Source organism: Nocardioides ginsengisoli (assembly GCF_039537225.1).
Lineage (GTDB): Bacteria > Actinomycetota > Actinomycetes > Propionibacteriales > Nocardioidaceae > Nocardioides > Nocardioides ginsengisoli.
Window position 1 is genome coordinate 1 of sequence record NZ_BAABAC010000051.1, and the last position, 25,239, is coordinate 25,239.

The 25,239-nt window shown below is 72.6% G+C and carries 26 protein-coding genes; 8 read left to right on the forward strand and 18 right to left on the reverse strand.

The window, feature by feature from the left end; all coding sequences use genetic code 11:
• Positions 1-152: 152 nt before the first annotated feature.
• Both AB4880_RS25560 and AB4880_RS25565 read right to left on the reverse strand, forming a co-directional pair.
• A complete protein-coding gene (locus AB4880_RS25560; protein WP_367922055.1) occupies positions 153-602 on the reverse strand; it encodes a hypothetical protein in 450 nt (149 codons plus the stop codon).
• A 17-nt stretch (positions 603-619) separates the two neighbouring features.
• Complete coding sequence (locus tag AB4880_RS25565; protein ID WP_367922056.1) at positions 620-1,195, reverse strand: RNA polymerase sigma factor; 576 nt, start codon at positions 1,193-1,195, stop codon at positions 620-622.
• A gap of 192 nt (positions 1,196-1,387) precedes the next feature.
• On the opposite strand from AB4880_RS25565, the gene AB4880_RS25570 reads away from it, so the two are divergent.
• Entirely contained in the window at positions 1,388-1,783 is a 396-nt protein-coding gene (locus tag AB4880_RS25570) for a hypothetical protein (RefSeq protein WP_367922057.1), read from the forward strand.
• A 26-nt stretch (positions 1,784-1,809) separates the two neighbouring features.
• Positions 1,810-2,058, forward strand: a complete 249-nt coding sequence (locus tag AB4880_RS25575) for a LuxR C-terminal-related transcriptional regulator (protein ID WP_367922058.1) — start codon at positions 1,810-1,812, stop codon at positions 2,056-2,058.
• A gap of 106 nt (positions 2,059-2,164) precedes the next feature.
• On the opposite strand, the gene AB4880_RS25580 is transcribed toward AB4880_RS25575, so the two are convergent.
• On the reverse strand, positions 2,165-2,671 hold the full coding sequence (locus tag AB4880_RS25580; protein ID WP_367922059.1) for a MarR family winged helix-turn-helix transcriptional regulator: 507 nt from the start codon (positions 2,669-2,671) through the stop codon (positions 2,165-2,167).
• Positions 2,672-2,750: 79 nt separating this feature from the next.
• Between AB4880_RS25580 and AB4880_RS25585 the strand changes: the two genes are divergently transcribed.
• Entirely contained in the window at positions 2,751-3,986 is a 1,236-nt protein-coding gene (locus tag AB4880_RS25585) for an MFS transporter (protein ID WP_367922060.1), read from the forward strand.
• Here the strand turns inward: AB4880_RS25585 and AB4880_RS25590 are convergent.
• Both AB4880_RS25590 and AB4880_RS25595 read right to left on the reverse strand, forming a co-directional pair.
• Complete coding sequence (locus tag AB4880_RS25590; RefSeq protein ID WP_367922061.1) at positions 3,958-5,034, reverse strand: SMP-30/gluconolactonase/LRE family protein; 1,077 nt, start codon at positions 5,032-5,034, stop codon at positions 3,958-3,960. The two genes, AB4880_RS25585 and AB4880_RS25590, sit on opposite strands and share 29 nt — an antisense overlap.
• A complete protein-coding gene (locus tag AB4880_RS25595) occupies positions 5,031-6,527 on the reverse strand; it encodes a flavin monoamine oxidase family protein (RefSeq protein ID WP_367922062.1) in 1,497 nt (498 codons plus the stop codon). Before AB4880_RS25595 ends, AB4880_RS25590 begins: the two co-directional genes overlap by 4 nt.
• 57 nt (positions 6,528-6,584) lie before the next feature.
• Here AB4880_RS25595 and AB4880_RS25600 point away from each other — a divergent pair, with 57 nt between their 5' ends.
• The 4 genes from AB4880_RS25600 to AB4880_RS25615 all read left to right on the forward strand — a co-directional run bounded on the left by AB4880_RS25600 (position 6,585) and on the right by AB4880_RS25615 (position 9,158).
• Positions 6,585-7,226, forward strand: coding sequence for a TetR/AcrR family transcriptional regulator (locus AB4880_RS25600; protein WP_367922063.1), 642 nt, complete (start codon positions 6,585-6,587; stop codon positions 7,224-7,226).
• Positions 7,223-7,870 (forward strand): class II aldolase/adducin family protein, encoded by a 648-nt coding sequence (locus AB4880_RS25605; RefSeq protein WP_367922064.1) that lies wholly within the window; start codon positions 7,223-7,225, stop codon positions 7,868-7,870. The genes AB4880_RS25600 and AB4880_RS25605 overlap by 4 nt, the downstream gene beginning before the upstream one ends.
• The gene (locus AB4880_RS25610; RefSeq protein WP_367922065.1) at positions 7,867-8,802 is read left to right on the forward strand and encodes a carbohydrate kinase family protein; all 936 of its coding nucleotides are present in this window, start codon (positions 7,867-7,869) and stop codon (positions 8,800-8,802) included. Before AB4880_RS25605 ends, AB4880_RS25610 begins: the two co-directional genes overlap by 4 nt.
• An 86-nt stretch (positions 8,803-8,888) precedes the next feature.
• Positions 8,889-9,158, forward strand: a complete 270-nt coding sequence (locus tag AB4880_RS25615) for a hypothetical protein (protein WP_367922066.1) — start codon at positions 8,889-8,891, stop codon at positions 9,156-9,158.
• Here the strand turns inward: AB4880_RS25615 and AB4880_RS25620 are convergent.
• The gene (locus AB4880_RS25620; protein WP_367922067.1) at positions 9,124-11,088 is read right to left on the reverse strand and encodes a fatty acid desaturase; all 1,965 of its coding nucleotides are present in this window, start codon (positions 11,086-11,088) and stop codon (positions 9,124-9,126) included. The two genes, AB4880_RS25615 and AB4880_RS25620, sit on opposite strands and share 35 nt — an antisense overlap.
• Before the next feature lie 119 nt (positions 11,089-11,207).
• Here AB4880_RS25620 and AB4880_RS25625 point away from each other — a divergent pair, with 119 nt between their 5' ends.
• Complete coding sequence (locus AB4880_RS25625; protein WP_367922068.1) at positions 11,208-12,701, forward strand: aldehyde dehydrogenase family protein; 1,494 nt, start codon at positions 11,208-11,210, stop codon at positions 12,699-12,701.
• Here the strand turns inward: AB4880_RS25625 and AB4880_RS25630 are convergent.
• Genes AB4880_RS25630 through AB4880_RS25685 form a run of 12 tightly spaced genes read right to left on the reverse strand, consistent with a single transcriptional unit; the run spans position 12,655 to position 25,011 of the window.
• Positions 12,655-13,914, reverse strand: coding sequence for a PucR family transcriptional regulator (locus AB4880_RS25630; protein WP_367922069.1), 1,260 nt, complete (start codon positions 13,912-13,914; stop codon positions 12,655-12,657). The two genes, AB4880_RS25625 and AB4880_RS25630, sit on opposite strands and share 47 nt — an antisense overlap.
• Positions 13,911-14,390, reverse strand: coding sequence for an Rv1363c family protein (locus tag AB4880_RS25635; RefSeq protein WP_367922070.1), 480 nt, complete (start codon positions 14,388-14,390; stop codon positions 13,911-13,913). Before AB4880_RS25635 ends, AB4880_RS25630 begins: the two co-directional genes overlap by 4 nt.
• Positions 14,387-14,866 (reverse strand): Rv1363c family protein, encoded by a 480-nt coding sequence (locus AB4880_RS25640; protein WP_367922071.1) that lies wholly within the window; start codon positions 14,864-14,866, stop codon positions 14,387-14,389. Before AB4880_RS25640 ends, AB4880_RS25635 begins: the two co-directional genes overlap by 4 nt.
• On the reverse strand, positions 14,863-16,185 hold the full coding sequence (locus tag AB4880_RS25645; RefSeq protein ID WP_367922072.1) for an MCE family protein: 1,323 nt from the start codon (positions 16,183-16,185) through the stop codon (positions 14,863-14,865). The genes AB4880_RS25640 and AB4880_RS25645 overlap by 4 nt, the downstream gene beginning before the upstream one ends.
• Positions 16,185-17,378: an MCE family protein gene (locus AB4880_RS25650; RefSeq protein WP_367922073.1), complete on the reverse strand. Its 1,194-nt coding sequence runs from the start codon at positions 17,376-17,378 to the stop codon at positions 16,185-16,187. The genes AB4880_RS25645 and AB4880_RS25650 overlap by 1 nt, the downstream gene beginning before the upstream one ends.
• The gene (locus AB4880_RS25655; protein ID WP_367922074.1) at positions 17,375-18,445 is read right to left on the reverse strand and encodes an MCE family protein; all 1,071 of its coding nucleotides are present in this window, start codon (positions 18,443-18,445) and stop codon (positions 17,375-17,377) included. The genes AB4880_RS25650 and AB4880_RS25655 overlap by 4 nt, the downstream gene beginning before the upstream one ends.
• Positions 18,442-19,434: an MCE family protein gene (locus AB4880_RS25660; protein ID WP_367922075.1), complete on the reverse strand. Its 993-nt coding sequence runs from the start codon at positions 19,432-19,434 to the stop codon at positions 18,442-18,444. The genes AB4880_RS25655 and AB4880_RS25660 overlap by 4 nt, the downstream gene beginning before the upstream one ends.
• Complete coding sequence (locus AB4880_RS25665; protein ID WP_367922076.1) at positions 19,431-20,471, reverse strand: MCE family protein; 1,041 nt, start codon at positions 20,469-20,471, stop codon at positions 19,431-19,433. Before AB4880_RS25665 ends, AB4880_RS25660 begins: the two co-directional genes overlap by 4 nt.
• Positions 20,468-21,664 (reverse strand): MCE family protein, encoded by a 1,197-nt coding sequence (locus AB4880_RS25670; RefSeq protein WP_367922077.1) that lies wholly within the window; start codon positions 21,662-21,664, stop codon positions 20,468-20,470. Before AB4880_RS25670 ends, AB4880_RS25665 begins: the two co-directional genes overlap by 4 nt.
• A gap of 5 nt (positions 21,665-21,669) precedes the next feature.
• Entirely contained in the window at positions 21,670-22,479 is an 810-nt protein-coding gene (locus AB4880_RS25675) for an MlaE family ABC transporter permease (RefSeq protein ID WP_367922078.1), read from the reverse strand.
• A gap of 1 nt (position 22,480) precedes the next feature.
• Positions 22,481-23,308, reverse strand: a complete 828-nt coding sequence (locus tag AB4880_RS25680) for an MlaE family ABC transporter permease (RefSeq protein ID WP_367922079.1) — start codon at positions 23,306-23,308, stop codon at positions 22,481-22,483.
• Positions 23,305-25,011, reverse strand: a complete 1,707-nt coding sequence (locus AB4880_RS25685) for an FAD-dependent oxidoreductase (RefSeq protein WP_367922080.1) — start codon at positions 25,009-25,011, stop codon at positions 23,305-23,307. The genes AB4880_RS25680 and AB4880_RS25685 overlap by 4 nt, the downstream gene beginning before the upstream one ends.
• Positions 25,012-25,239: the final 228 nt, after the last annotated feature.

Sequence of the window (25,239 nt, forward strand, 5' to 3'; positions counted from 1 at the left end):
CGACCGGCAGGGGTCAGGCAGGCGTTAGCGTGAGACACGAAGACCTCCGGAGTTTCGTGAGCGAGTGAATGCTTGGTCGCTTCACACCTCACCCGGAGGTCTTCGTCATCGTCCAGCAGGCGCGCCGTACCTAACGTCCGTGGTCAGTACAACTAGAGCGTCACCCACGGCGTGGTCAGCGACCACCCCGCCTGCTGGACGACGAAGCGCACGGCGCCCGTGCCGACGCCGTCGATCCGGAAGAAGCCGCCGACGTCGGCCACGACCGAGGCGGGGTCGGCGTCCGGGCGCTCGAGCACCACGGTCGCCGGCGCGTCGGACGCCGAGCCGCCGATGACCTGACCCAGCAGGGCGTCGCCGTCGACCTCGACCTCGAGGGTCAGGCCGGTGTGGCCGAAGGACAGCGTCCGCGGCTCGGTCGCGCCGGAGGATCGGATCGCGGCGCCCGCGTCGAGGGCGGAGTCGTGGAGCAGCTCGGCCAGCTCGGCGTCGACGGAGCGCCAGGTGAAGGCGGCGCGCGCGGCGGCACGGCGGCGGTCGCTGACGGCGGCCTCCTCGGCCACCGCCTCGCCCAGCATCGCCAGGAGCTCGTCGTCGGTCATGTCATCGCCTCCGCCCATCAACGGCCACCCACCAGGTCGGGGCCGAGCCCCCGCAGCGCCCGGGTACGGCGGAGCTGGTCGAGCGCGCGGGCCCGGGTGGGGCCGATGCTGCCGATCGGGATGCCGAGCAGGCGGCTGATCTCGTCGTAGGCCAACGGCGGGTCGGTGAGGAGCAGCAGGAGCAGCGCCCGGCGGGCCTCCGGGAGCTCGGAGAGCGCCTCCCGGAGCAGCTGCCGGCGCTCCGCGGCGAGCAGGTCGGCCGCGGCGACGTCCTCGGCGACGGCGTCGAGGCCGCCGTCGTCCTGCGGGTCGACCGGGCGGACCCGGCCGCGCGCGGCGAGCAGGCGCAGGCACTCGTTGCGGGCCGTGGTGCGGATCCAGCCGGGCAGGGCGTCCGGCTCGCGCAGGTCGCCGAGGTGCTCGACCAGGCGCAGCCAGACGGTCTGGCTGACGTCGTCCCCATCGGCCTCCGAGAGCCGGTGGCCGCGGACGATGGCGTCCACCAGGGGGAGGAACCGGTCGACGATCGCATCCCATGCATGCTGATCTCCTTCTCGCGCTGCGGGGACGAGCATCGACAGCGGTTGACTCACGTCCACACCCGACCCCCCTGCACGTTCGCGAGAGCTTGCGGGTGCATCGTCCCGCACTTAGGACCCGCGAGCCAGTGCCGGTGATACGTCGAGATTCCTCGTATCAGGACCCCGCTCCCGCGACTCCTCCTTCCGTCAAACCACCCAGCGGCCCCTCCCCCCAGACCGCGGCTCCCCGGAAGGACCGACACCATGACCTGGAACGAGACCCACGAGCGGATGCGCATCATCCGCGAGGTGGAGGCGATCGCCGCGACCGACATGAGCGGCGCCGTGCCCTGGTGCGACGAGTGGCAGCAGTACTTCGACGGCCCCCAGGGCCTGGTCACCGCGCTGCGCTCCCGCTGGCTGCGGATGTGCGAGGCCCAGCTCGACGTCCACGGCCGCGAGGACGACAACGAGGCCACCTACCGCCGGCTGCGGCGGACCGAGTCCGGCGTGCTCGAGATCCTGCGCCACATCGACGAGACGGCCGCCTCCGGCGCCGCGCTCGACGTCCTCTCGCTGGCGGGCCCGCGCCGCTCTCCCTCATTGCCGGTGCGGGCCCGCCGGTTCCACCTGCACGGCGGCCCGGTCCTCCCGGCCTGACCCGACACCCCCCACCAGGAGGCGACATGATGACGCTCGAGGCGACGTACGTCGCGGCGACGACCCGGCTCGACCAGCTCTCCCGCCGCGAGCGGAAGGTGCTGCACCTGATCGCCCTCGGCCAGTCCGAGGCCGCGATCGCGTCCCAACTCTACCTCAACCGGACGTCGGTCGAGGACCTCTGCGCACGGATCTTCCGCAAGCTCGAGCTCACCCCGTCGCCCCAGCTGGACCGCCGGGTCCTGGCGGTGCTGACCCTGCTGCAGTCTCCGTAGGGGACGCGGCCTCCCTCGCGCCCTCGGCCTTGTGGGGGGTCGAAGCACGCGAGCACGGGTGGCCCGTCCGGCGGCGCCGGGCGGGCCACCTCGGGGCTGCCTCAGATCAGCCCTCGCGCTCCTCCGACCGGACGGTCACCTTCTTGAGCAGCCGGTTGAGCGTCGCCAGCTCCCGGTCGGTGAGCGCCTCGGCCAGGTCGTCCTCGGCGTGGCCGCGGATCTCCATCGCCCGCTTCCAGATCTCCATCCCGGACCGGGTGACCTCGACGATCACCCGGCGCCGGTCGTCGACCGACGGGATCCGCCGGACCCAGCCGGCCTTCTCGAGGCCGTCGAGCCGCCCGGTCATCCCGGCCCCGGTGACGCCCACCTCCTGCGCCAGCTCGGTGGGGGACGCCGAGCCGGGGGTGTCGCGGATCATCAGCGCGTGCAGGGTGTCGTACTCGAAGTCGCTCAGCCCGACCTCCGCCACCGCGGCCGTCTTCGCGACGCGCAGATAGCGCGCCACCCGGGTCACGCGGGTGAACACCGCCTCGACCTCCTCGTCGAACCCGAGGTCGAGCCAGTGGTCCTTCCAGCGGGCGACGTGCCGGTCGGTCCAGTCCTCGGCCATGGCGCCAGCGTAGTGGCGATGCTTAGCCCGGCGAATACTTAGTTGCCGAATACTTAGATAGCGAAGTACCTTGGGCGACATGTCCGTGCCGTCGCCCCTGCGCTCCCACGACTTCCGCATGCTCGTGGGCGGCGTCGCGGTGAGCGGTCTCGGGTCGGCGATGACGCCGGTGGCGCTGGCGTTCGCCGTCCTCCACCTCGGCGGTACGGCGACCGAGCTCGGCCTCGTCGTCGCCGCCTTCGCGGGCGCCGAGGTCGTCACCATCCTCTACGGCGGCGTGCTCGGCGACCGCCTCCCCCGCCAGCTGCTGATGCAGGGCTCGTCCGCGGCGACCGCGGTCAGCCAGGCCGCCTGCGCGGTGGTGCTGCTGTCCGGGCACGGCTCGATCGCCTTCCTCACCGCGATCGGCGTGGTCAACGGCTGCCTCGGTGCGCTTGCGCAGCCGGCGTCCAATGCGATGACCCGCGCGACCGTGACCGCCGAGCAGCTGCCGCGGGCGGTGGTGCTGCGCGCGCTGGCCAACCAGACGGCGTACGCCGTGGGGTTCGCGGTCGGCGGCATCATCGTGGCCGCGTCCAGCCCCGGCTGGGCGATCGCCGTCGACGCGGCGACCTACGCCGTGGCGGCCGTGCTCTTCGCGATGATCCGGGTGCCCAATGTCGCCACCGCGGGGCGCGAGCGGATGCTGTCCGAGCTGGCCGACGGCGCCCGCGAGGTGCTGCGCCACAGCTGGCTGTGGCTGCTCATCGGCCAAGCCCTGCTCTACCACCTCTGCTACGGCGGCGTGCAGGGCGTGCTCGGCCCGATCGTCGTCGGCGACGCGTGGGGCGAGCAGGCGTGGGGCTGGGCGCTGTCGGCGCTGATGATCGGCTTCGTCGCGGGCGGCTTCGTCGCGCTGCGCTGGCAGCCGCGCCACCTGCTGCGCTGGGGCGTGCTCATGCTCAGCCTGACCGCGGCCTTCCCCATCGCGATGGCGCTCGGCGGCTCGCTGTGGCCGGTGCTGCTCGGCGCCTTCGCGCACGGCGTGGGGCTGCAGCTGTTCAGCGTCCAGTGGGACCTGGCGATCCAGCAGAACATCGCGGAGGACATGCTCGCCCGGGTCTACTCCTTCGACCTGGTCGGCTCGTTCGTCTGCCGTCCGCTCGGGCTGGCGCTCACCGGACCGGTCGCCGCCCTCGTCGGCGTCGACCGGTGGCTGCTCGTCGTCGCCGCGGTGATCGGGCTGAGCTCGCTGGCAGCGCTCGCGGCGCCGTCGGTGCGCGCCCTGACCCGGCGTCCGGCGCCGGTCAGCGCAGCCGAGCCCGCGACGGTATGAACACCGGGGCGCCGCGCTCGCCCACCTCGACCGCCAGCACCGCATGGTGCGACGTCGTCCCGAGGATCGCGGACTGGTTGGCGACCAGCACCCGCGTGCCCTGGAAGGTGGCGTTCGACGGGCTGTCGAACGGGACGGGCGAGCCGTTGGCGCCCGACAGCGGCCGCTTCGGGAAGCGCGCGAGCACCTTGCCGGCCGGGCTGATCCGGACCAGCTGGTTGGTGCCCAGCAGCGCGACGTAGACGTTGCCGGAGCGGGCCACACCGAAGCCGTCGGGCAGGTCGAGCGGGCCCGACGTCCAGAGCGTGCTCAGCACGCCGGGGCCGCCGTCGGCGCGCACCGGCAGCCGGTAGAGGTGGCCGCGCATCAGGTCGAGCGGGTCGGTCGTGCTCTGCTGCGAGATCAGGAACGAGCGGCGGCTCGGCTCGTAGACGATGCCCGTCGTGCCGAACTCCGTCCCCGCCAGCCGCTTCGAGCCGGACCACGGGCGCGGCATGCCGCCGGCGGCGGGAATCCGCCAGATCACGTCCTGGCCGTCGTCGGTGACGTACAGCCCGCCGTCCGGGCCCCATGCGGCGTAGTTGGGCATCGGGTGGCCGCGGCCCGGCAGGTCGGGGATCGTCGCCTGCACCTGGAACCGGCCGTTGCGGACGTTGAGCGTGAGAACCCGCGCGCGCGACTTCTCCAGCAGGACCAGCCGCCCGCGCGCGTCCGACGTCGCGACCTGGACGCCGCGCGCCGCCTTCCGGTTCTGCCCGGGCACGGTCCAGGAGCGCTGCAGCGTGCCGCCCGCCGTCCACTCGAAGACGCGCGAGGGCATCGTGTCGCCGGTCGGGTTGGTGTAGGTCGCGGCGTAGACCCGGCCGTTGCCGGGATGGACGTGCACGTACGCCGGGAAGCCGGGCGCCCCGACCCGCGCGAACACCCGCGTCTCGCCGTCCGTCCGCGCCGCCGCGGGCGCGGCCGGTGCGGCCGGTGCGGCCGGTGCCGCAGACGGGGCGAGGAGGGCGATCAGCGCGAGGGCGGGGGCGAGGGCGCGGGCCCTCACCGCTTCTCCAGCACTTCCGCGGCGGCGCGCTCGCCGGAGCGGACGGCGCCGTCCATGTAGCCGGTCCAGTACGTCGACGTCTCGGTGCCGGCCCAGTGGATCCGGCGGAAGGGCGTGCGGATGTGGTGGCCGTGGGTGGTCATCACGCCGGGGGCGTAGATCGCGGTGGGGCCGCCGCCGGTCCAGCGCTCGCGGGTCCAGTCGTGCTCGGCGTACTCGATCGGGCGCAGCGCCTTCTCGCCGAACATGCTGGCGAAGCCCTGCAGCACGGCGGCACGACGCTCGGCGAGCGAGCGGGTGCCGTACTGCGCCCACGTCGACCCGCCCACGAACGCCAGCAGGACGCCGTGGCCGGTGTCGGCGACGTGGTTGTCGAAGGCCGCGCGGACGGCTCCGTTGTCGGAGATGCCGAAGCCGGTCAGCCCCTGGTCGCGCCAGAACGGCTTGTCGTAGACGGCGTCGCACTTCATCAGCCGGCCCATCTGCAGCTGCTGCAGCAGCGCGCGGCGGCCGGCGGGCAGGCCCGGGGCGAAGTCGATGCCGAGGACCTGCTTCGGCGGCGCGGCGACGATCACCCGGCGCGCCTTCACCACGCCGCGGCGGGTGTGGACGCGGACGCCGCCGTCGACGTGGGCGATGCGGGTGACGGGGGCACGCAGCGCGACCCGGCGGCCGAGCCGCTTCGCGAGCTCGAGCGGGACCCGCTGCGAGCCGCCGACGAATCGGCTCTCCTGCGCCCCGCCGGCGGTGTCGGAGTTGCGCTCGAAGGTGCCGACCGTCGTCTCGTTGCCGGAGCAGGCGATGTAGTGGAGCACGAAGAGCAGCGAGAGCTGGTCGGGGTCGGCGCCGAAGCCGGGCTGGGTCCAGGCGCGGATCAGGTGCTCGACGCCCTGGGCGTTGAGGGTGTGGGCGCGCAGCCATTCGCCGAGGGTAATCCGGTCCCACTCGGCGGCCCTGGGGTGCGCCCAGGGCGCGTCGACCGGCAGCTGCGCGGCGTACTGGTCGAGGGTCTTCAGCGCCACCGCGGCGTCGAGCAGGATGGTGGGGTCGGGCGGGACGGTTCCCTTGAACTCCATCCGGCCGAGGGTCGAGGAGACGTAGACGTTCTTGCCGGTGACGTACTCGTCGAAGGTGGCGATGCCGAGGCTGCGGGCGAGGCGCTTGATGTGGTCCTGGGTGGGGCCGACGAAGGCCCCGCCGGCCTCGATGGTGCCGCCGGTGTCGAGGCCGTGGTTGAGGACGCGGCCGCCGACCCGGTTGCGCGCCTCGACGACGAGCACCGACCGGCCCCCGCGGGCGACCCGGCGGGCCGCCACCAGTCCGGCGATGCCGGCGCCGACCACGACGACGTCGACCTTGCGGGGCAGCGAACCCTGCAGCGTGCCGGCCACGACCTCGTGCTCGAGCGCCTCGGTCGCGAGCGCGCCGAGCGCGACCGCACCTCCGGCGACACCCGCCAGCAGTCCCCGTCGTCCCACGTCCAGCGTGCTCACGGCACCTCCGAAGATGAATCTGTGTCAGGTTCGGATTCGGAGGCTACACTGGGAGGCATGTCCCCCGCCACCGTCGGTCCGAGCCGCCGCAGGCTCCCGACCCAGGCCCGATCCCGGGAACGGGTGGAGCGCATCCTCGACGCCACCGCCCGCCTCGTCCTGACCAACGGCGTCGACACGCTGACGACACGCTCGATCGCGGAGGCCGCCCAGCTGCCCGTCGCGTCGCTCTACCAGTACTTCGCCGACAAGGAGGCCGTGCTCCTCGCGCTCTGCGAGCGCGACATGGCCGAGATGGACGACCAGGTCGCCACCGACCTCGCCGCCATCGAGGAGCTCACCGTCGCGTCGATGATCGACACCGCGATGCGGGCGTTCGTGAAGGTCTATCACCGCCGTCCGGCGTTCATGCAGATCTGGATGCGCGGGCGCACCAACCCCGCCATCTACGACTACGGCCGCCACCACAACCGCCGTACCGCCGAGAACCTGCTGGCCTTCGGCGTCGACGCCGGGCTCCTCGCCGCCGGCCCCTACGACGAGCAGCAGCTGATGACCATCGCCGAGCTCGCCGTCGAGGTCGGCGACCGGGCCTTCCAGGTCGCCTTCGAGAACGACCCGCGTGGCGACCAGTTCCTCATCGACCAGGCGATCGCCCTGGTCACCGGCTACCTCGACCAGATCGCCACCGGCCGGTGACGTCGCTGCGGGCGGCGGTCGCGGCCGCGTCCCGGCAGCTCGCCGACGCCGGACTCCTCGTCGGCACCGCCGGCAACGTCAGCGCCCGCGAGGGCGACCTGGTCGCGATCACCGCGACCGGCGTCCGCCTCGGCGCCTGCACGGAGGACGACGTCACCGTCGTCGACCTCGGGGGCCGCGTCGTCACGGGGTCGCTGGCCCCCACGAGCGAGGTCGCCCTGCACCTGGGCGTCTACGCCGACACCCCCGCAGGTGCGTGTGTGCACACACACGCACCTTTCGCGACGGCCGTGGCGTGCGTGCTCGACGTCCTGCCGGTGCTGCACTACCAGCAGCTCACGCTGGGCGGCGAGGTGCGCGTGGCGCCGTACGCGACCTTCGGGACGCCGGAGCTCGCCGCCCACGTGCGCGCGGGCCTGGCCGGGCGGAGCGCCGTACTGATGGCGAATCACGGCTCGGTCACCCTCGGCGGCTCGCTCGACCAGGCCGTCGAGAACGCGCTGCTGCTCGAGTGGCTCTGCCAGCTCCACCACCGGGCGAGCGCGCTCGGCACTCCGCGCGTGCTCACCGAGGAGCAGCAGGCCGACGTCGTCCGGGTCGCGCTGGAGCGCGGCTACGGAGCAACCCGGAAGGCATCCGAATGACCATGACCGTCGCCGCCGTCGGCGTCCACGTCCTCGACACCCACGTGCTCGGCATCGAGTCGATCCCGTCCGGCTCCGACGGGCAGCTGGTCGAGACGATCCGGATGTCGGCCGCCGGCACCGCCGGCGGCACCGCGCTCGTGCTGAGCCGGCTCGGCGCCACCGTCCGCTCGTACGGCGCCGTGGGCGACGACCCGGTCGGCGACACCCTCCTCGCCCTGCTCGGCCGGGCCGGCGTCGACACCGCCGGACTGGTCCGCAAGGACTCCGCCCAGACCTCCGCCTCCGTGCTGCCCGTGCGCCCGAACGGCGACCGCCCCGCGTGGCACTGCATCGGCGCGAACGGCCTGTTCACGCTCGCTGATCTGCCGCCGGACGCGCTGGACGGCGTGACGCACCTGCACCTGGGCGGCCCGGAGTTCCTCGGCGGCGACGCCGCAGGCGAGCTGCTCGCGCGCGCTCGCGCGGCGGGGATCACCACGTCGGTCGACGTCCTGGCGCCGGGTGACCCGGACCTGCTCGCCTGGATCGCGGCCGCCCTCCCCCACACCGACTACCTGCTGCCCAACGACGAGCAGGTCCTCGGCCTCACCGGCGCCGACTCGCTCGCCGACGGCGCGCGGGCGCTGCTCGACCACGGCGTCGGGTGCGTGGCGGTCACGCAGGGCGCGCGCGGCGCGCTCGTGGCCGCGGCGGAGGGTGTGGCCGAGGTGCCGGCGTACTCGGTCGACGTCGTCGACACCACCGGCTGCGGCGACGCCTTCTCCGCCGGCTTCCTGCGCGGGGTCTCGCTCGGGCGGTCGCCGGTCGAGGCGGCGGCGCTGGGCTGTGCGACGGCGGCCCAGGTGGCGCAGGGGCTCGGGACCGACGCGGGGGCGTACGACCTGGCGGCGGTCGAGGCGCTCGCCGCCGCTGGGGAGTCGTGTGCCTGAGAACCCCGATATCCGGGTTCTCAGGCACACGACTCACCCGGAGGTCCTCGTGCCGCTGACCGACGCCCCCCAAACCCTCCTGGGCCGTGGCCGGTGTCCTGGGCGGGGTCCTGTGGCAGCTCGCCGACCGGCGCGACCTGGTCGACCGGATCACCTTCCCCGCCGTCCTGCTCGCGGTCTCGATCGCCATGTCCCTCATCCCCGGCGCCTATCTCGAGATGAGCGGCAACGGCCCGGTGTTCTGGATGTCGATCCTCGTCGCGCTGGTTCTCACCGAGCAGAACCTCCGCTGGCGCGAGGACCGCAGGCGCCGCGCGGCCCTCAACGACCGTAGTCGACCCGTACCTCACCCGTGACCGGGTGCGCCTGACAGGTCAGCACATACCCCTGCGCGACCTGCTCCTCGTCGAGCACGTGGTTCTGGTCCATCACCGCCCGGCCCAGCACCACCTTCGCCCGGCAGGTGCCGCACGCCCCGCCCGCACACGAGTACGGCGGGTCGATGCCCGCCTGCAGAGCCGCGTCGAGCACCGATGCGCCGGTCGAGGCGAGCGGGAAGGTGGTGTCCGTGCCGTCGAGGGAGACCGTGACCTTGCTGGTGAGCTCGGGCAGCCCGGCGCCGGCGACCGCGCCGCCGACGACGTGGAAGACCTCGGTGAGCACGCGCCCCGGCGCGGTGACGGTGAGCAGCTCCGCGCGCACCGCCTCGACCAGCTCCTGCGGCCCGCACAGCAGCCACGCCGCGACGGACTCCGGTTCGGGCACCAGTGACAGCACCAGGGACGGCGTGATCCGGCCCTGCTCGGCGGAGTGGATGTGGTGGACGACGAGGCGGTCGCCGTACCGCTCCTGCCAGGCGGCGAGCTCGGCCGCGAACATCGTGGTCGCCGCCGTCCGGTTGCCGTAGACGAGCGTGAACCGGCTGCCCGGCTCGGTGTCGAGGGTGGTCGCGATGGTCGACATGAGCGGCGTGATGCCGGATCCGGCGGCCACGCCGACGTGGTGCCGCGCCGCGGCCGGGTCGAGCGGCACGTGGAAGGCACCGGCCGGGGTCATCACGTCGAGCAGCTCGCCGGCGACCAGCCGCCCGTTGACGTACGACGAGAACCGGCCGCCCGTCACCTGCTTCACCGCCACCCGCAGTGTGCCGTCGACCAGGGGTGCGACGAGCGAGTAGCTGCGCCGCACCTCCTCGCCGTCGATGACCGCGCGCAGCGTGACGTGCTGTCCCTGCACGTACCGGTAGGCATCCGCCAGGTCTGCCGGGACGTCGAAGGTGACCGCGACGGCGTCGCTGCTCACCGGCTCGACCGCGCGCACCCTCAGCGAGTGGAAGGTGGGATGGCGGGTGATCTCGTCGGTGAGCCGGCGCCAGGTGCGGTACTCGCTGGGGGTCAGGGACCGGCCGAACCACGTGGAGATGGCGGCGTTGCGGTCGAGGTAGGCCTGCTCGTTGCGCTTCCACGCGCGGATGTAGCGGTAGAACGGCACGCTCGGGTGCAGGTGGTGCACCAGGTGGTAGTTCTGGTAGACGAACAGCGGCGTCAGCAGCCCCTCGCCGCCGACCCGGACGCGCGTCGCGCGGTACTTGTCCTCGCGCTGGGTCACGGTCAGCCCGTGGTGCGGCAGGTAGTCGAACCACCACGCGAGAATCAGCATCCCGAAGCGCTGCGGCAACAGGAAGGCCCAGAACAGCGCACTTCCGTAGCCGGCCGCCGCGATCGCGACGAAGCCGCCGATGACCGCGGTGGACACGGCGAACGTCGCCGCGACCTCGCCGTACGGACGATCGCGGAGCCGCCGCAGGTAGAAGACGACGTACCAGATGTCGATCGTCGCCCAGCGCAGCGGAAGCTGCCACGCAGGCCCCTCCTCGCACCACGCGTCCGGGTCGATCGACTTGGGCTCGTTGGTGTTGCGGTGGTGCTCGATGTGGATGAACTTCACCAGCGGGTACGTCGCCCACGGCACCACCAGCAGCACCGACAGGTGGCCCAGCGCGTTGTTCACCCGTGTGTGGGTGCTGATCGCGTGGTGGGTCGACTCGTGCAGCACGCTGAACATCAAGAAGGTGACCGCCGCGCCCATCGGCACGGTCAGCCACGGCGTCGCGCCCATCGCCAGCACGAGCACCAGCTCCAGGGCGAAGAGCGCCAGCGTGCCGACGTACAGCGCCGCGGTCGGCCAGGCCATCGCCGGCACCCGCTCGCCCGGATCCGGCAGTCCGGTGACGGCATGAGGGAGCTCGGCGCGGGGCACCTCGGTCGCGATCGGTCGACTCTGCATGGGACGTGAAGGTAGGAGCCCCGACCCCGCCGGGGCCTTGGACGCCCGTCCCAAAATGATCTCGTCATTTGTCCGAAGGCCCGTACCTGCGGCGATCTGGGCTCCCGAGACTTGCCGCCATGACGATCGCGGTCGAGAACCCCGCCACCGGACGGATCATCGGCACCGTCCCCGACCTGGACGCCACCGCCGTCGCGGACGCGGCCCGGCGTGCCCGAGCCGCCCAGCCCGCCTGGCAGTCCCTCGGGTACGACGGCCGCGCGGCCGTGCTGCGCCGGATGCAGCGCTGGATCGTCGACCACGCCGACACCGTGGTCGCGACCATCTCGGCGGAGACCGGCAAGGCCTACGAGGACGCCCTGCTCGCCGAGGTCAACTACGGCGCCGCGGCGTTCGGGTTCTGGGCGAAGCAGGCGCCGCGCTATCTGGCGGAGACGAAGGTCCGCTCCAGCCAGCCGCTGGTGGCGGGCAAGCGCCTGGTCCAGCGCTACCGGCCGGTCGGCCTGGTCGGCGTGATCGGCCCGTGGAACTATCCGCTGACCAACTCCTTCGGAGACTGCATCCCCGCCCTGGCGGCGGGCAACGCGGTCCTGCTCAAGCCCTCGGAGGTCACCCCGCTGACCTCCCTCCTGCTGGCGCAAGGCCTCGCCGAGTGCGGCCTGCCGGACGGCGTCTTCGGCGTCGTCACCGGCCGCGGCGAGACGGGAGCCGCGCTCGTCGACGAGGTCGACATGATCATGTTCACCGGCTCCACCGCGACCGGACGGCGGGTCGCGGCCCGCGCCGCCGAGCGGCTGATCCCCGCGTCGCTCGAGCTCGGCGGCAAGGACCCGATGATCGTGCTCGCCGACGCCGACCTGGAGCGCGCGGCCACGCATGCGGCGTACTACGCGATGTTCAACTGCGGCCAGACGTGCATCTCCATCGAGCGCTGCTACGTCGAGGAGCCCGTGTACGCCGACTTCGTCGACCTGGTGACCGCGAAGGTGAACGCGCTGCGCCAGGGCGTGCCGGCCGGACCGGGCAGTGTCGACCTCGGCTCGCTGACCTTCCCGCCCCAGGTCGACGTCGTCGACCGGCACGTCAGCGAGGCGCTCGCCGCCGGTGCCCGCGCCCTCACGGGCGGCGTGCGGCCGGAGCGGGAGGGCCACTGGTACCCGCCGACCGTCCTCGTCGACGTCGACCACTCGATGACGATCATGCGCGAGGAGACGTTCGGCCCGACGCTGCCGATCATGGCGGTGCCGGACGCCGACGAGGCGGTGCGGCTGGCCAACGACTCGGCGTACGGGCTGTGTGCGTCGGTCTTCGGCCGCGACCTGGCCCGGGCCGAGGACGTCGCGCGCCGCCTCGAGGCCGGCGCGGTCACCGTCAACGACGCGGTCGTCAACTACACCGCGCTCGAGCTGCCGATGGGCGGCGCCAAGCCGGCGTCGGGCATCGGGCGGCGGCACGGGAAGGATGGGATCACGAAGTACTGCCGGCAGCAGTCGCTGCTGGTGTCGCGCTGGCACCTGCGGCGCGACGTCCACACCTACCCCTACCGCGCCGGTCGCACCCGCCTGCTCAGGTCGCTGCTGGCCCTGCTGAACCGCGGCCGCCGGCGCTCATGAAGGCCGCGTGGCAGCGCAACGCGACGTCGACGGCGGTGGCGTACTCGCCGAGCCGGCGGCCCATCAGCTCCTCGGCCCGCTCGACCCGGTAGCGCACCGTGTTCTTGTGCACCAGCAGGTGCCGGGCCGCCGCGTCGACGCTGCCGGTCGAGAGCAGCGCGCGCAGCGTCGTCCGCAGCCGCTCGGCGTGCTCGTCGGGAGCGGCGAGCCGGCCGAGGGTGCGGTGGACGTAGCGCCGCATCGCCTCGCCGTCGCCGATGAGGGTCATCAGCTCGACGTCGGTGAAGAAGGTGAGGGACGCCGGCTCGTCGGCCGCCAGCACCAGCCGCTGCGTCGCGAGCGCCTCGACGTGCGAGGAACAGAAGCCGTCGACGCCCGGCGCGGGTGCCCCGAGCGTGGCGATGATCCGGCGCTCCCGCAGCCAGGCCGCGCAGTCCGCCAGGGGCGCCAGGTCGGGCGCCACGGCCGAGGTGATCCACGCCCAGAGGTCCCGTCCGCCGGGGTGGACGACGAGCGGCTGGCGCAGGCCCAGCGCGGCCGTCAGCGACAGCGCGGCCTGCGGCAGGTCGGCGATCCGGGTGTCGTCGTCGGTGTGCAGCAGCACCGCCGTCTGGTACGCCGACACGGGGTGTCCGCCCAGCCCGGCGGAGATCTCGCGCGGGTCGAGCGTCGTACCGGCCAGGACCGCGCGGACCACCTCGAGCCGGCGGGCCGCGTCGCCCTGACGGATCCGCTCGACCTCCTCCTGGTAGAGCGTCACCGACATCTCGACGGAGCGGTCGAACCACATGCTCGACCGGGTCCAGAAGTGCACCAGCGCGTCGGCCTCGGCCACCCCCGAGGCGGTCGCCTCCTTCACCGCGGCGGTGATGAACTCCCACACCGCCTGCTCGCCGGCCGTGTAGATCTGGAAGATCACCGGCAGCGGATAGCCATGCTGGGCGACGACGAGCGGGACGTCGCGCGCCTCGTGCACGAGGTGGAAGGTCTGCTCAGGCTGGCCGAGATTGGCCAGGAACGACCGCCAGTGCGCGTCACAGGCGTCGCGGACGACGCCCCGCAGCGCGGCGTCCTCGCGGACCTCCGGCACCTGGCCGACGATCCGCCCGAGCACGTGACTCACCCAGGCGTCGACGGCGGCGCCCTCGGACTCGGCCCCGACGAACTCGGCCACCCAGCGGCGCAGGTCCTGGTCGAACGACACGAAGGTCACAGCGGCTTCAGCCCCGCGATCTTCCAGTCGTCGCCGTCCGGCTTCATGGTGACCTCGACCCGGCTGCCCGACACCGACGAGCCGCCCTGCCCCCCGACCGTGGTCTGGGTCAGGAACAGCAGGACGACGACTCGCTCGCGCCCGCCCGAGACGACACCGGCCGCGCTGACCGAGGCCGAGGTGCTGATCCTGCGAGCCGCGGCGGTGGGCTTCACGACGTCGTCGAGCAGCTTGCCGTAGTCGGCGGTGAACCCGCCCGTCGTCTGGGCGAGCGCGCGGCGCAGGTCGTCGTCGAGGGTGGCGTTCTCATAACTCAGCAGCTCGGGGACGCGCTTCCTGGCGGCGGCGAGGGCGTCGCTGCGCGCGTCGGCGGTCGCGGCCGCACGATGGGCGCCGACGCCGGCGACCACGGCCGCCACGACCGCGAGCACCAGCAGGACCGCGGCGACGCGGGTGAGACCGGTCAAGCGGCTCATGCGACGAACTCCAGTCCCGACACCAGCCAGTCCCCCTTCACCCGCTGCAGGTCGACCCGCAGCCGGTAGTTGCGCGGCTCCGCGGCCTTGGTCTGCTTGTTCTTCACGGTCCCGGCCGCGGCGACGATGACGGTCGCGCGGTCGTCGGCGAGCTTGACCACGCCGGTCGAGACGGCCTTCCCGGTCGCCTTCACCTTGTTGTCGGCGAGCGCCTTCTGCAACCGGGCGGCCTGCGCCTCGAGGTCGGTCCGGAACGCGGCGGTCGCGCCGTCGAGCAGGCGCACCATGTCGGCATCGGACGTCGAGCCGCTGATGTCGATGAGGCCCTCCACCTCGGCGGTCGCGGCCGCCGCGGCGGCCCGTCCGTCGGAGAGCTCCGACCGGTCGCCCCGCCAGGCCAGGGCCCGCTGCCCCGCGAACACCAGCAGCGCGACCGCGACCAGCCCGACCACGCCCGCCACCAGCCGGCCGGTCATCGCACGCTCAACGGCGCCAGCACCAGGATCTGCCACAGGTCCGCTCCCTTCGTCTTGTCCTCGCCGGTGCGGGCCGGCTCGCCGCCGCGCCCGACCGCCAGGTCGTACGCCGCCGTCCCGCCCGACTCCGGCCACACACCGTCGCCGAACCGGATCCCGCACGCCGCCGGCGTCGGACCCCGGCCGGTCCCCTGCGGACACGGCAGGTTGCGCGCGCCGCGGATCGCGGTCGGGTCGTCGGGCGCGATCTCGCAGTGGGCGAGCGTGTCGACGTCCCGGACCTCGGTCGCGCGCGGGTTGCGTCGCTGGCGCGGGTCCAGGTAGCCGCTGCGGCAGGTCGGCGGGTCGTTGAGCGCGGCCCGCAGGTCGAGCTTCACGTCGCCCTGCGCCGCGCGCGGGTTGACCGCCGACTGCAGCCGCGCCACGAGCGACGGGTAGACGACGAGGGTCTGCCGCACCTGCGGCAGGTAGGTGTTGAGCACCTGGGCGTTGGTGGTCAGGTTTGCCAGCATCATCGGCAGCACCGGCTGCAGGTCACGCACCGTCGCCCGCGCCGCGTCGAGGCCACCGGGCCCCGTGGCCAGGAGACCCCGCAGCGCCGCACTGTCGTCGTCCGCGAGGACGCCGGTCACCTGATCGAGCTGTGCCGCGCCGTCGCGCGTCGCCGGGCCGAGGTCGCGCTGCGTCTCGAGCACCGGCTGCAGCGCCGAGATGAGCGACGTGGTCGCTTCGATCTGCGACTGCGCCTCGGTCAGCAGCTTGCCGGACGAGTCGACCAGCTCCTGCAGATCGGGGCCCGATCCGCCCAGGCCGTCATCGATCTGGTCGAGGACCCGTCGGGTCGCGGCCTTCGGCACCGACTCGAGCAGTCGGTTGACCGAGTCGAGGACCGGCGTGATCTGGGGCATCTCGACCGCCCGGTCCCGCGGGATGGTGGCGCCGTCGGCCAGCACCGACCCGCCCGCACCGGAGCGCGGGTCGACCAGGTCGACGTACTGCTCGCCGACGGCTGACGTGCTGTGCAGCTCGGCCGACGCCCGCGCCGGGATCCGCGCCGAGTTCTCCAGGCGCAGCGTGGCGATCGCCCCGTGGTCGGTGACCTCGAGCCGCGACACCTCGCCGACCTCGACGCCGCGGTAGGTCACCGCCGCCTTCGGGTAGAGCCCGCTGGCGTCGGCGAAGTCGACCCGGACGTCGTAGACGCCGATGCCGAGCATCGCCGGCACCCGTGCGTACTGGAAGAACGCGAGGCCGAGGGCCACCACCGCGAGCACCGCGAAGATGCGCAGCTGGCGCTTGATCAGAGGCGTGAGCAGCATCAGCACATTCCCAGGATCTTGAGGAGGCCGCACTTCTTCGGCGTCTCGGTCGGCGTGGGCGTCGGGACCTCGGGAGTGGGCGTCGGCGTGGCCGGCGTCCCGGTGGCCGGTGCCGCCGGCGTGCCCACGGCGGGCGGCGTCAGCGGGTCGGTGACCGGGTCACCGGCCTGGGCCGCCGCGGGTACGCCGATCAGCCCGAGCCAGCTGCCGAGCAGGCTCTGGTCGCGCAGGTCGAGCGTCGCGAACAGGTTGGCGTAGTCGCCCTTGAGCGCATTGCGCGTGGTCATCACCGGGAACGGGATGGTCAGTCCGAGCTTCAGCGCGTCCGGCAGCGACTCGCTGGCCTTGCCGAGGTGGGTGAGGATCGGCCCGAGCGCGTCGAGGTTGGCGAGCAGCGCGGTCTCGCTCGCCCGTACGACGCGCACCGCGCGGTCGCCGGTCCGCCCGGTCGTGGTGACCGCCTTGACCAGCCGGTTGCGCTCCTGCTCGAGGACCCGGAGGCCCGGCGTGATCCGGTCGATGGCGGTCGCGATCCGGTCCTGGTCCTTGCGCAGGCCCGCACTCAACCGGTCGAGGGACTCGAGGGCGCGGACGATCTCGCCCTTGTTGGCGTCGAGGACGGCGAGCAGCTCGTCCGCGTGCCGGATCAGCCGGCGGGTGTCGGGCACCCGGTCCCGCAGCGCCGTCGACAGCTCGCCGGTGATCGTGCTGATCTGCGCCAGGCCGCCGTTGTTGAGCAGCAGCGCGACCGCGCCGAGGACCTGCTCGGTCGCCGGATAGCTCCCGGTCTGCGCCACCGGCACCACGGCGCCGTCGGCGAGCCGTCCACCGCCGGAGCGGGCGGGTGCCGAGACCTCGACGTACTGCGCGCCGAGCAGGGTCTTCTGACCGATGGCGAACACCGCGTCGGCAGGCAGCGGCACGTCCTTGCGCAGGTGCAGCCGGACGACCGCCTCCCAGCCCTCGGCCTTGATCTCGCCGACGGTGCCGATGACCACGTTGTCCTTCTGGACCGTGGAGTTGGGGACCAGGTTCTCGATCTGGTCGAAGTGCACCTCGACCGTGTAGCCGTCGTCGCCCACGGCCACCTGGCCCGGGAGCGTGTTGTCGTTGGGCTGGATGTCGCAGCCGGTGGTGAGGAGTGCGGCGGCGAGCACCGCGGGCACCAGTCGCCGGAGCCAGGTCCGCGTCATCGCTGTCCTCCCTTGCGGCGGGCGGTCAGGTCGAGGCCGAGCAGGTCGGCGAGCGGCTGCAGCACCTTCGCGCACTGCTCCGCGGTGCCGCCGACGCCGAGCACCGCGCCGCACAGCAGCTGCGGGACGTTGTCGAGCGCCGAGAGCGTGGCCCGGCCGGTGATCGCCTGGTCCTGGATGGTGTTGCTGAGGTCGACGAGCGCGTGCGGCGCGACGTGCAGGACGCCGGCCAGCTCGTTGGACCGGTCCGCGAGCGCGGCGGCCAGCAGGTTCACGTCCGTGGTCGTGGTGCGCAGCCGCTTGCGGTGCCGCGTGAAGTAGCGGTCGGTCGTCGCCAGCACCTTCGCCAGGTCGACGAGCGCGCCGCGCAGGTTGGCCCGGTTGGCGGCCAGGACGCCGCTCACGTCGTCCAGCTCGGTCGTGAAGCCCCGGACCGCGGCGTCGTTGAGCGCCAGGTTGCGGGTGAACGCGTTGAGGTTCCGGACCGTCGAGAACAGGTCGGAGCGGCCGTCGGACAGCGCGGTCGCGGCGCCGCGGAGCTCGTCGATCGACGTCCGCAGCTGGGTGGAGTTGCCGTCGCGCAGGCTCTTCTCCAGCGCGGTGATCGCGATGGCGAGCGGGCCCTGCTTCTTGCCCGCGTCGGGGCCGAGCGTGGTCGCGAGGTCGGTCAGCTGCTGCTTGACGTCGTCGAAGGTGACCGGGACGGCGGTTCGGGCCAGCGCGATCGTGCTGCCGTCCTCGAGCCGCGGGCCGCCGTCGTACACGGGCTCGAGCTGCACGAACCGCCCGCTCACCAGGCTCGGCGACACGATCGCGGCATGCGCGTCGGCCGGGATCGGCTGGCCGGAGTCGACCTTCAGCGTCACCAGCACGCCCTGGGTCTTGTTCTCGATGGCCTCGATGGTGCCGACCTTGACGCCGAGCACCTTGACGTCGTCGCCGACGTTGAGCCCCTCGGCACTGGAGAAGTACGCGCGGACGGTCGTGCTGCCGGCGTCGCGCTGCCACGAGTAGCCGCTGAGGACGACGGCCGCGAGCACGACCGCGATCAGGATCTTCTTCTTCATGGCATGACTCCCGAGAGGACGGGGACGAGGGTGCCGGGCGCGGTCAGGTTCTGGATGTAGGCGTCGAACCACGGCCCGCTCGAGATCGCCTCGCCGAAGGCGGTGGCATAGCCGCGCAGGCCGAAGACCGTGTCCTGCAGGTCCAACTTATTGCGGTTGAGCACCTTGACGACCCCGTCGAGCTCGTCGAGCGCCGGCCCGAGCACGTCGTCGGTGTCGTCGAGCAGCGACCGCAGCTCGGTCGACAGCGCCCGCGCGCTCTGCAGCAGGCTGACGACGACCTGCTGGCGGGCGTCGAGCTCGGCCAGCAGCGAGCGGCCCGAGCCCAGCAGCGAGGCGATCTGCTGGTCACGACTGGCCAGCACGCCGGTGACGTTGTCGGCGTGCGCCACCAGCGAGCGCAGCTCGTCGTCGTTGGAGGAGACCGCACGGGACAGAGCGGTGATGCCCTCCAGCGCCGGTCCGAGGTCGGGGCTGGTCGCGTTGAGAGTCGACGACGCCTGGTCGAGCGCCGCCGCGAGCTGCGCCTTGTCGATCGACGCGGTGGTCTCGGTGAGCTGGTTGAGCGTGCTCGTCAGGTTGTACGGCGACGACGTCCGCTCCAGCGGGATCGACTGTCCGGCGCTCAATCGCCCGCCGCCACGGGGCTCCAGCTCGACGGCGGCGCGGCCGAGCAGCGTGATCGTGATGATCCGCGCCTCGGTGTCGCGCCCCAGGACGACGTCGCCGTCGGTGAGGACGATGTCGGCGACGACGTGCCTGCCGTCGAGCCGCACCTCGCGGACCTTGCCCACCTGGGCGCCCGAGATCATCACCGCGTCGCCGCCCTTGAGCCCGCCGGCCTCGGCGAACTGCACGTGCAGCACGTCGCTGTTGCCGATCAGCGGCAGCTTGTTGATGTTGAGCGCGGCGAGCACGACGAGCACCAGGGCGATGGTGCCGACGAGTCCGCGCACGGCCAGTCGGTCGGGGCTGATGACCCGGCTCATCGCTTGCACCTCGCGGCATCGGAGTAGATCCACGGCGTCGTGACCTTCGCGCCGGCAAGGCCGGTCTCGATCCGCACGCCGCAGAGGAAGAAGTTGAAGAAGTTGCCGTACGACGCGGTGTTCTGGATCGCGCGGTAGTGGTCGGGCAGGTTCCGCAGCACCGCCTGCAAGGTGTCGGCCCTGCGGTTGATGCCGCGCGCCGAGACGGCCAGGCCCTGCAGGTCGCCGCGCAGGTCGCCGCGCGCCCGCGCCGCCAGCGACGCGGTCTCGTCGGCGAAGCGGTCGATCCGGCCGGCCGCGTCGAGCAGCTGCGTGTCCTGCGAGTCGAGGCCCTTCAGCAGCGTGTCGAGCCGGTCGAGCAGCAGCCCCACGGTCGCCTTGCGGTCGTCGACCGTGCCGAGGACGCTGTTGAGGTTGCGGATCACCTGCCCGATCAGCTGCTCACGGCCGCCGATCGTGGTCGTGAATGACGCTACGTGGTCGACGAGCGTCGCCAGGGCCGACTGCTGGCCCTGGAGCACCTGCACCAGCTGGCCGGACAGCTCGTTGACCTGGGTCGGGCTGAGGCCCGCGAACAGCGGCTTGAAGCCGTTGAGCAGCGTGTCCAGGTCGAGCGCGGACGCCGTCCGTGCGGCCGGAATGGTTCCACCCGCGGCGAGGATCTCTCCCTCGTCCCCCTCGCCGCGGGTGAGCTGGACGACCCGGTCACCGATCAGGTTCCGGTACTGGATCGTGGCGTGCGTGCCCGTCGTCAGCCGCTGGCCGGCGTCCACCCGGAACGTGACGAGCACGGTGTTGTCGCGTCGTACGTCGATGCCGGTCACCTTGCCGACGTCGACGCCCGCGATCCGGACCTCGTCGCCGACCGACAGGCCGGACACGTCGTCGAAGACGGCGCGGTAGTCGTCGCGGTCGCCGGGGCGGTACTCGCCGGTGACGACCGCGACCCACACGGTGAAGACCGCGGCGACGGCGAGGAAGGCCGAGAACTTGATCAGGTCCGCGCGCTGGCGGCGCTTCTCAGGCGACGGCGTCATGGCAGGTTCGCCCCTCCCTCGAGCAGTCCGAGCAGGGTGTCGACGACGGCCTGGCTGGGCGTCGGCTGCGGCCCGACGTACGGGTTCGCGCCGGTGCGGAAGGACGGCGGCGCCTGGCGGCCCTCCTCCGCGTCGACGTACGGCAGCCCGTAGCAGGCCGGGCCGTTGTCGGCGCCGAGCTGGGGCAGGTTGTCGCGGTAGGTGTAGGGGTCGCGGCCCGGCACGATCCGGGTGTAGGTCGTGACGCCCGGGTGGGTGCCGCCGACGGCGGCCTCGGCGAGCTTGTTGGCCGACGCCAGGCCGAGGATCAGGCAGGGCAGCTCGGGCGAGTAGCGACGCCCGACCTCGGAGACGGGCTGCAGCAGTCGCAGCGAGGTGACCAGGCCACCCTCGGAGCTGCGCAGCAGCGTGTCGGCGTCGTCGCTGAAGCCGGTGAGGCTGCGCTCCAGCGCGCGCAGCGAGGCCTGCTGACGGACCAGTGTCTGCGACACCTGGCCGCCCTGGCTGAGCGCGTCGACCAGGTCGGGGCGGGCGACGTCGTACACGTCGGCGACGTCGTCGGCGACCCGCAGGTCGGCGGCGAGGGTACGCAGCGACGGGTTGAGCGAGCGCAGGTAGGCGTCGGTCTGCGTGATCAGCCGGCCGATCAGCCGGCCCCGCTGCTCGACCGCGCCGGCCACCGCGGTGAGGGCGGAGTCGACCTCCGCCGGACGGGCGACGTCCAGGACCTTGGTGAGGTTGGCGAACGCCTCGTCGACCTCGACGGTCACCCGATCGGCCGGAATCACCGCACCTGCGCGGATCTTGCGGCCGTCGGCGTGCGCCGGGGGCGTGAGCTGGACGTACTTCGCCCCGAACGCCGTGGGCGGCACGATCTGCGCGGTGACGTCGGCGGCGACCCGGTCGATCTTGTCGGCGTCGATGGCCAGCTCGATCTGGACCTTGCCGTCGGTGCCGGCGGGCTCGACCTTGCCGACCCGGCCGATCTCGACGCCGCGCAGCTTGACCGGCGCGCCGGAGGCGAGGGTCAGGCCGGCGCGGTCGGACTCGACCGAGACGGCGACGGTGTCGTCGAAGGCCCCGCGGTACTTGGCGATCGTGCCGGCGATGAGCAGCGCGATGAGCGCGATGAAGACGAGGCCGTAGCCGACCTGCCGGTCGATCCGCCCGATCCTGCGGTGTGGGGTGCTCATCCGCCTCACCCGGCGATGTGGACCGACGGACCGCCCCAGATGGCGATCGCGAAGATCAGGTCGATGAACATCGTGCAGATCAGCGCGGAGCGGACCGCCTTGCCGACGGCCTTGCCCACGCCCGCGGGGCCGCCGGCCGCGCGGAAGCCGTGGTAGCAGCAGATCGACACGATGACGAGCGCCATCAGCGCGACCTTCACGATCGCCAGGAAGAGGTCACTGGGGATGAGGAAGGTGTCGAAGTAGTGCTGGTAGGTGCCCGGCGCCTGGTCGTAGCCGACCGTGACGACGAGATAGGTCGCCAGCCAGCACATCATCAGCGCGATCGCGAACAGCGGGACGACGGCGATCAGTCCGGCGATGATCCGCGTGGTGACCAGGTAGGGCACCGGCGGGACGGCCATCACCTCGAGCGCGTCGATCTCCTCGCTCACCCGCATCGCGCCGATCTGCGCGGTGAAACCGGCGCCGACGGTCGCGGTGAGCGCGATGCCGGCGATGATCGGCGCCACCTCGCGGGTGTTGAAGTACGCCGAGAAGAAGCCGGACAGCGTGGAGACGCCGATGTTGTCGAAGGAGGTGTAGGCCTGCAGGCCCACCTCGATGCCCGACGCGGCGGTGAGGAAGCCGATCACCAGCACCGTGCCGCCGATCAGCGCGAGCGCGCCGGATCCGAGGGAGACCTCGGCGAGCAGCCGGACGACCTCCTTCGGGTAGTGCTTGAGTGCGCGCGGCATGTGCGCGTACGCATTGCCGTGGAAGCTCAGCTGGTCGCCGAGGTTGCGCAGCGACGACGTCGCCGACGAGAGGGGCATCTCAGGCTCCCAGCTTGATCTGGAGGAAGAGGGCGCTGATCACGCTGTTGGCCGCGAACAGCAGCATGAAGGCGAACACCACGGTCTGGTTCACGGCCTCGCCGACGCCCTTGGGGCCGCCCTTGGCGTTGAGGCCGAGATAGCAGGCGGTCAGGCCGGCGAGCAGGCCGAAGACGGCCGCCTTGGCCTCGGAGGCGAGGAAGTCCGGCAGCCCGACCAGCAGCGTCAGGTCGGACAGGTACAGGCCCGGTGTCGCGCCCTGCAGGACGACGGAGAAGAAGTAGCCGCCGACCAGGCCGACCACGGTCACCATGCCGTTGAGCGCGACGCCGACGAGGGTCGACGCGATCACCCGGGGGACGACGAGCCGCTCGATCGGGTCGATGCCGAGGGTGACCATGGCGTCGATCTCCTCGCGGATCTTGCGCGAGCCGAGGTCGGCGCAGATCGCCGTCGCACCGGCGCCCGCGACGACCAGCACCGACACGATCGGCCCGATCTCCCGCACCACCGCGACCGCGGCGCCGGCGCCGGCGAGGTCGACCGCGCCGATCTGGATGAGCAGCTGGTTGACCTGGAAGATGATGACGACGCAGAACGGGATCGACACCAGCAGCGCCGGGCCGAACGACACCGTCGTCACGAACCAGGCCTGCGAGACGAACTCCCGGAACTGGAGGCGCCGCGTGAACATCTGCGCGAACACCTTGCCGACGAAGCCGTAGAAGTCGCCGAAGGTCGACAGCGCCTTGAACGGCAGGGTCGCGCGCAGGGCGTCGCGAGCGACCTGCCGGCTCTCCTCCGTCAGACCCGCCGGGGCGGCGGTCACGCGTCGCTCCGCACGACGTACAGCGGGAGACGGAGCGCAGCCGGTGCGGTCGGTGGCACAGCCGGCCGCACCGGCGCGATCGGGGAGAGCCGCGCATAGTCGGCCCCCAGCGCGGGCCGCGGGTCGGCCTCGCCCTGGTTGGGCCACACCGCCATCGCCCGCTCGGCCTGCGCGGTGATGGTGAGGCTCGGGTTGACGCCGAGGTTGGCGGAGATCGCGGCGCCGTCGACGACGTGCAGGCCGGGGTGGCCGTAGACCCGGTGGTAGGGGTCGATCACGCCGGTGGCGGCGGAGTCGCCGATCGGGCAGCCGCCCAGGAAGTGCGCGGTCATGGGGATGTTGAAGATCTCGCCGACGCTGCTGTAGGCGCCGCCGTCGATCTTGTCCCCGATCCGCCGGACCACCTCGTTGCCCACCGGCACCCAGGTCGGGTTCGGCTCGCCATGGCCCTGCGTCGAGGTCAGCCGGACCCGCTTGCCGCGCTTCTTCGGGTGGACCGTGATCGAGTTGTCGTGGGTCTGCATGACGAGCGCGATGATCGTGCGCTCGGGCCAGCTGCCGAGGCCGGCGTACGTCGACAGCAGCAGCCCCGGGTGGCGCACGGCCTGGCCCAGCCAGCGCAGCCAGCGCGGCACCCGGCCGCCGCCGTCCGTCATCAGGGTGAGCAGCAGACCCATCAGGCCGGAGCCCTTGCCGTAGCGGACCGGCTCGATGTGGGTGACCTCGTCGGGGTGGATCGAGGAGGTGATCGCGACGCCGTGGTGGAAGTCGTGCTGGTCCTTGCTGCGCAGCCGGGTGCTCGACGCGCACAGCGCCTCGGAGTTGGTGCGGGTCAGGTAGCCGAGCCGGTCGGACAGGTGCGGGAGGTCGCCGCTGCGGCGCATCCCGTGCAACAGCTCCTGGGTCCCCCACGTGCCGGCCGCGAGCACGACCTGGCCGGCCGTGAGCGTCGTCGTACGGCGGGCGGAGCGGCCGGAGCGGTGGGTGACGACGTCGTACCCGCCGTCCGCGCGGGGCCGGATCGCCACCACCGTGGTGCGCTCGCGGACCTCGGCGCCCATCTTCTCGGCGAGGTGGAGGTAGTTCTTGAGCAGCGTGTTCTTGGCGTTGTGCCGGCAGCCCGTCATGCACTCGCCGCACTCGATGCAGCCGCGCCGCTCGGGGCCGGCGCCACCGAAGTAGGGGTCGGGGATCGCCTCTCCCGGCGTGCCGAAGCAGACCCCGACCGGCGTCGGCCGGTAGGTGTCGCCGACCCCCATGTCGTCGGCGACCTGCTTCATCACGACGTCGGACGGCGTCACCGTGGGGTTCTGGACCACGCCGAGCATCCGGCTCGCCTGGTCGTAGTACGGCGCCAGCTCGGCCTTCCAGTCGGTGATGTGCGCCCACTGCGGGTCGTCGAAGAAGGCGTCCGACTTGGGCTGGTAGAGCGTGTTGGCATAGACCAGCGAGCCGCCGCCGACGCCCGCGCCGGCGAGGACGACGACGTCGCGCAGCAGCCGGATCCGCTGGATGCCGAAGCAGCCCAGGCGCGGCGCGAAGAGGAACTTGCGCACGTCCCACGAGGTCTTCGCGAAGTCCTCGTCCTCGAACCGCCGCCCCGCCTCGAGCACGCCGACCCGGTAGCCCTTCTCCGCGAGCCGCAGGGCGGTCACCGAGCCGCCGAAGCCGGAGCCCACCACGATGACGTCGTACGTGTGCATGCCGGAGCACCCCCATCAGAACGGCCGCGCCCCTGTGCCGGGCTCGCCTGTGACCGCCCATCTCACTCGGTGACGGGCGTCACCCTCTCGTGGTCGCCGTCCAAAGTTCGCGAGCGGCTTTGTCACCGTGCACAAAGGAGGTGGCCGGGCGGGCGCGGTCGGGGCGGTGGGTTGCTGGGTTCGCCTATTTTTCAGCGGAAAAGGGCGGCAATTCCTACCCAGGTACCT

Coding starts and splice junctions, on each gene's coding strand:
- AB4880_RS25640 (WP_367922071.1), bottom strand. CDS start 14,866: ATGACCGGCCGGCTGGTGGCGGGCGTGGTCGGGCTGGTCGCGGTCGCG.
- AB4880_RS25575 (WP_367922058.1), top strand. CDS start 1,810: ATGATGACGCTCGAGGCGACGTACGTCGCGGCGACGACCCGGCTCGAC.
- AB4880_RS25585 (WP_367922060.1), top strand. CDS start 2,751: ATGTCCGTGCCGTCGCCCCTGCGCTCCCACGACTTCCGCATGCTCGTG.
- AB4880_RS25560 (WP_367922055.1), bottom strand. CDS start 602: ATGACCGACGACGAGCTCCTGGCGATGCTGGGCGAGGCGGTGGCCGAG.
- AB4880_RS25580 (WP_367922059.1), bottom strand. CDS start 2,671: ATGGCCGAGGACTGGACCGACCGGCACGTCGCCCGCTGGAAGGACCAC.
- AB4880_RS25650 (WP_367922073.1), bottom strand. CDS start 17,378: ATGACGCGGACCTGGCTCCGGCGACTGGTGCCCGCGGTGCTCGCCGCC.
- AB4880_RS25675 (WP_367922078.1), bottom strand. CDS start 22,479: ATGCCCCTCTCGTCGGCGACGTCGTCGCTGCGCAACCTCGGCGACCAG.
- AB4880_RS25620 (WP_367922067.1), bottom strand. CDS start 11,088: ATGCAGAGTCGACCGATCGCGACCGAGGTGCCCCGCGCCGAGCTCCCT.
- AB4880_RS25635 (WP_367922070.1), bottom strand. CDS start 14,390: ATGAGCCGCTTGACCGGTCTCACCCGCGTCGCCGCGGTCCTGCTGGTG.
- AB4880_RS25625 (WP_367922068.1), top strand. CDS start 11,208: ATGACGATCGCGGTCGAGAACCCCGCCACCGGACGGATCATCGGCACC.
- AB4880_RS25660 (WP_367922075.1), bottom strand. CDS start 19,434: ATGAGCCGGGTCATCAGCCCCGACCGACTGGCCGTGCGCGGACTCGTC.
- AB4880_RS25610 (WP_367922065.1), top strand. CDS start 7,867: ATGACCATGACCGTCGCCGCCGTCGGCGTCCACGTCCTCGACACCCAC.
- AB4880_RS25685 (WP_367922080.1), bottom strand. CDS start 25,011: ATGCACACGTACGACGTCATCGTGGTGGGCTCCGGCTTCGGCGGCTCG.
- AB4880_RS25655 (WP_367922074.1), bottom strand. CDS start 18,445: ATGAAGAAGAAGATCCTGATCGCGGTCGTGCTCGCGGCCGTCGTCCTC.
- AB4880_RS25665 (WP_367922076.1), bottom strand. CDS start 20,471: ATGACGCCGTCGCCTGAGAAGCGCCGCCAGCGCGCGGACCTGATCAAG.
- AB4880_RS25570 (WP_367922057.1), top strand. CDS start 1,388: ATGACCTGGAACGAGACCCACGAGCGGATGCGCATCATCCGCGAGGTG.
- AB4880_RS25670 (WP_367922077.1), bottom strand. CDS start 21,664: ATGAGCACCCCACACCGCAGGATCGGGCGGATCGACCGGCAGGTCGGC.
- AB4880_RS25645 (WP_367922072.1), bottom strand. CDS start 16,185: ATGCTGCTCACGCCTCTGATCAAGCGCCAGCTGCGCATCTTCGCGGTG.
- AB4880_RS25600 (WP_367922063.1), top strand. CDS start 6,585: ATGTCCCCCGCCACCGTCGGTCCGAGCCGCCGCAGGCTCCCGACCCAG.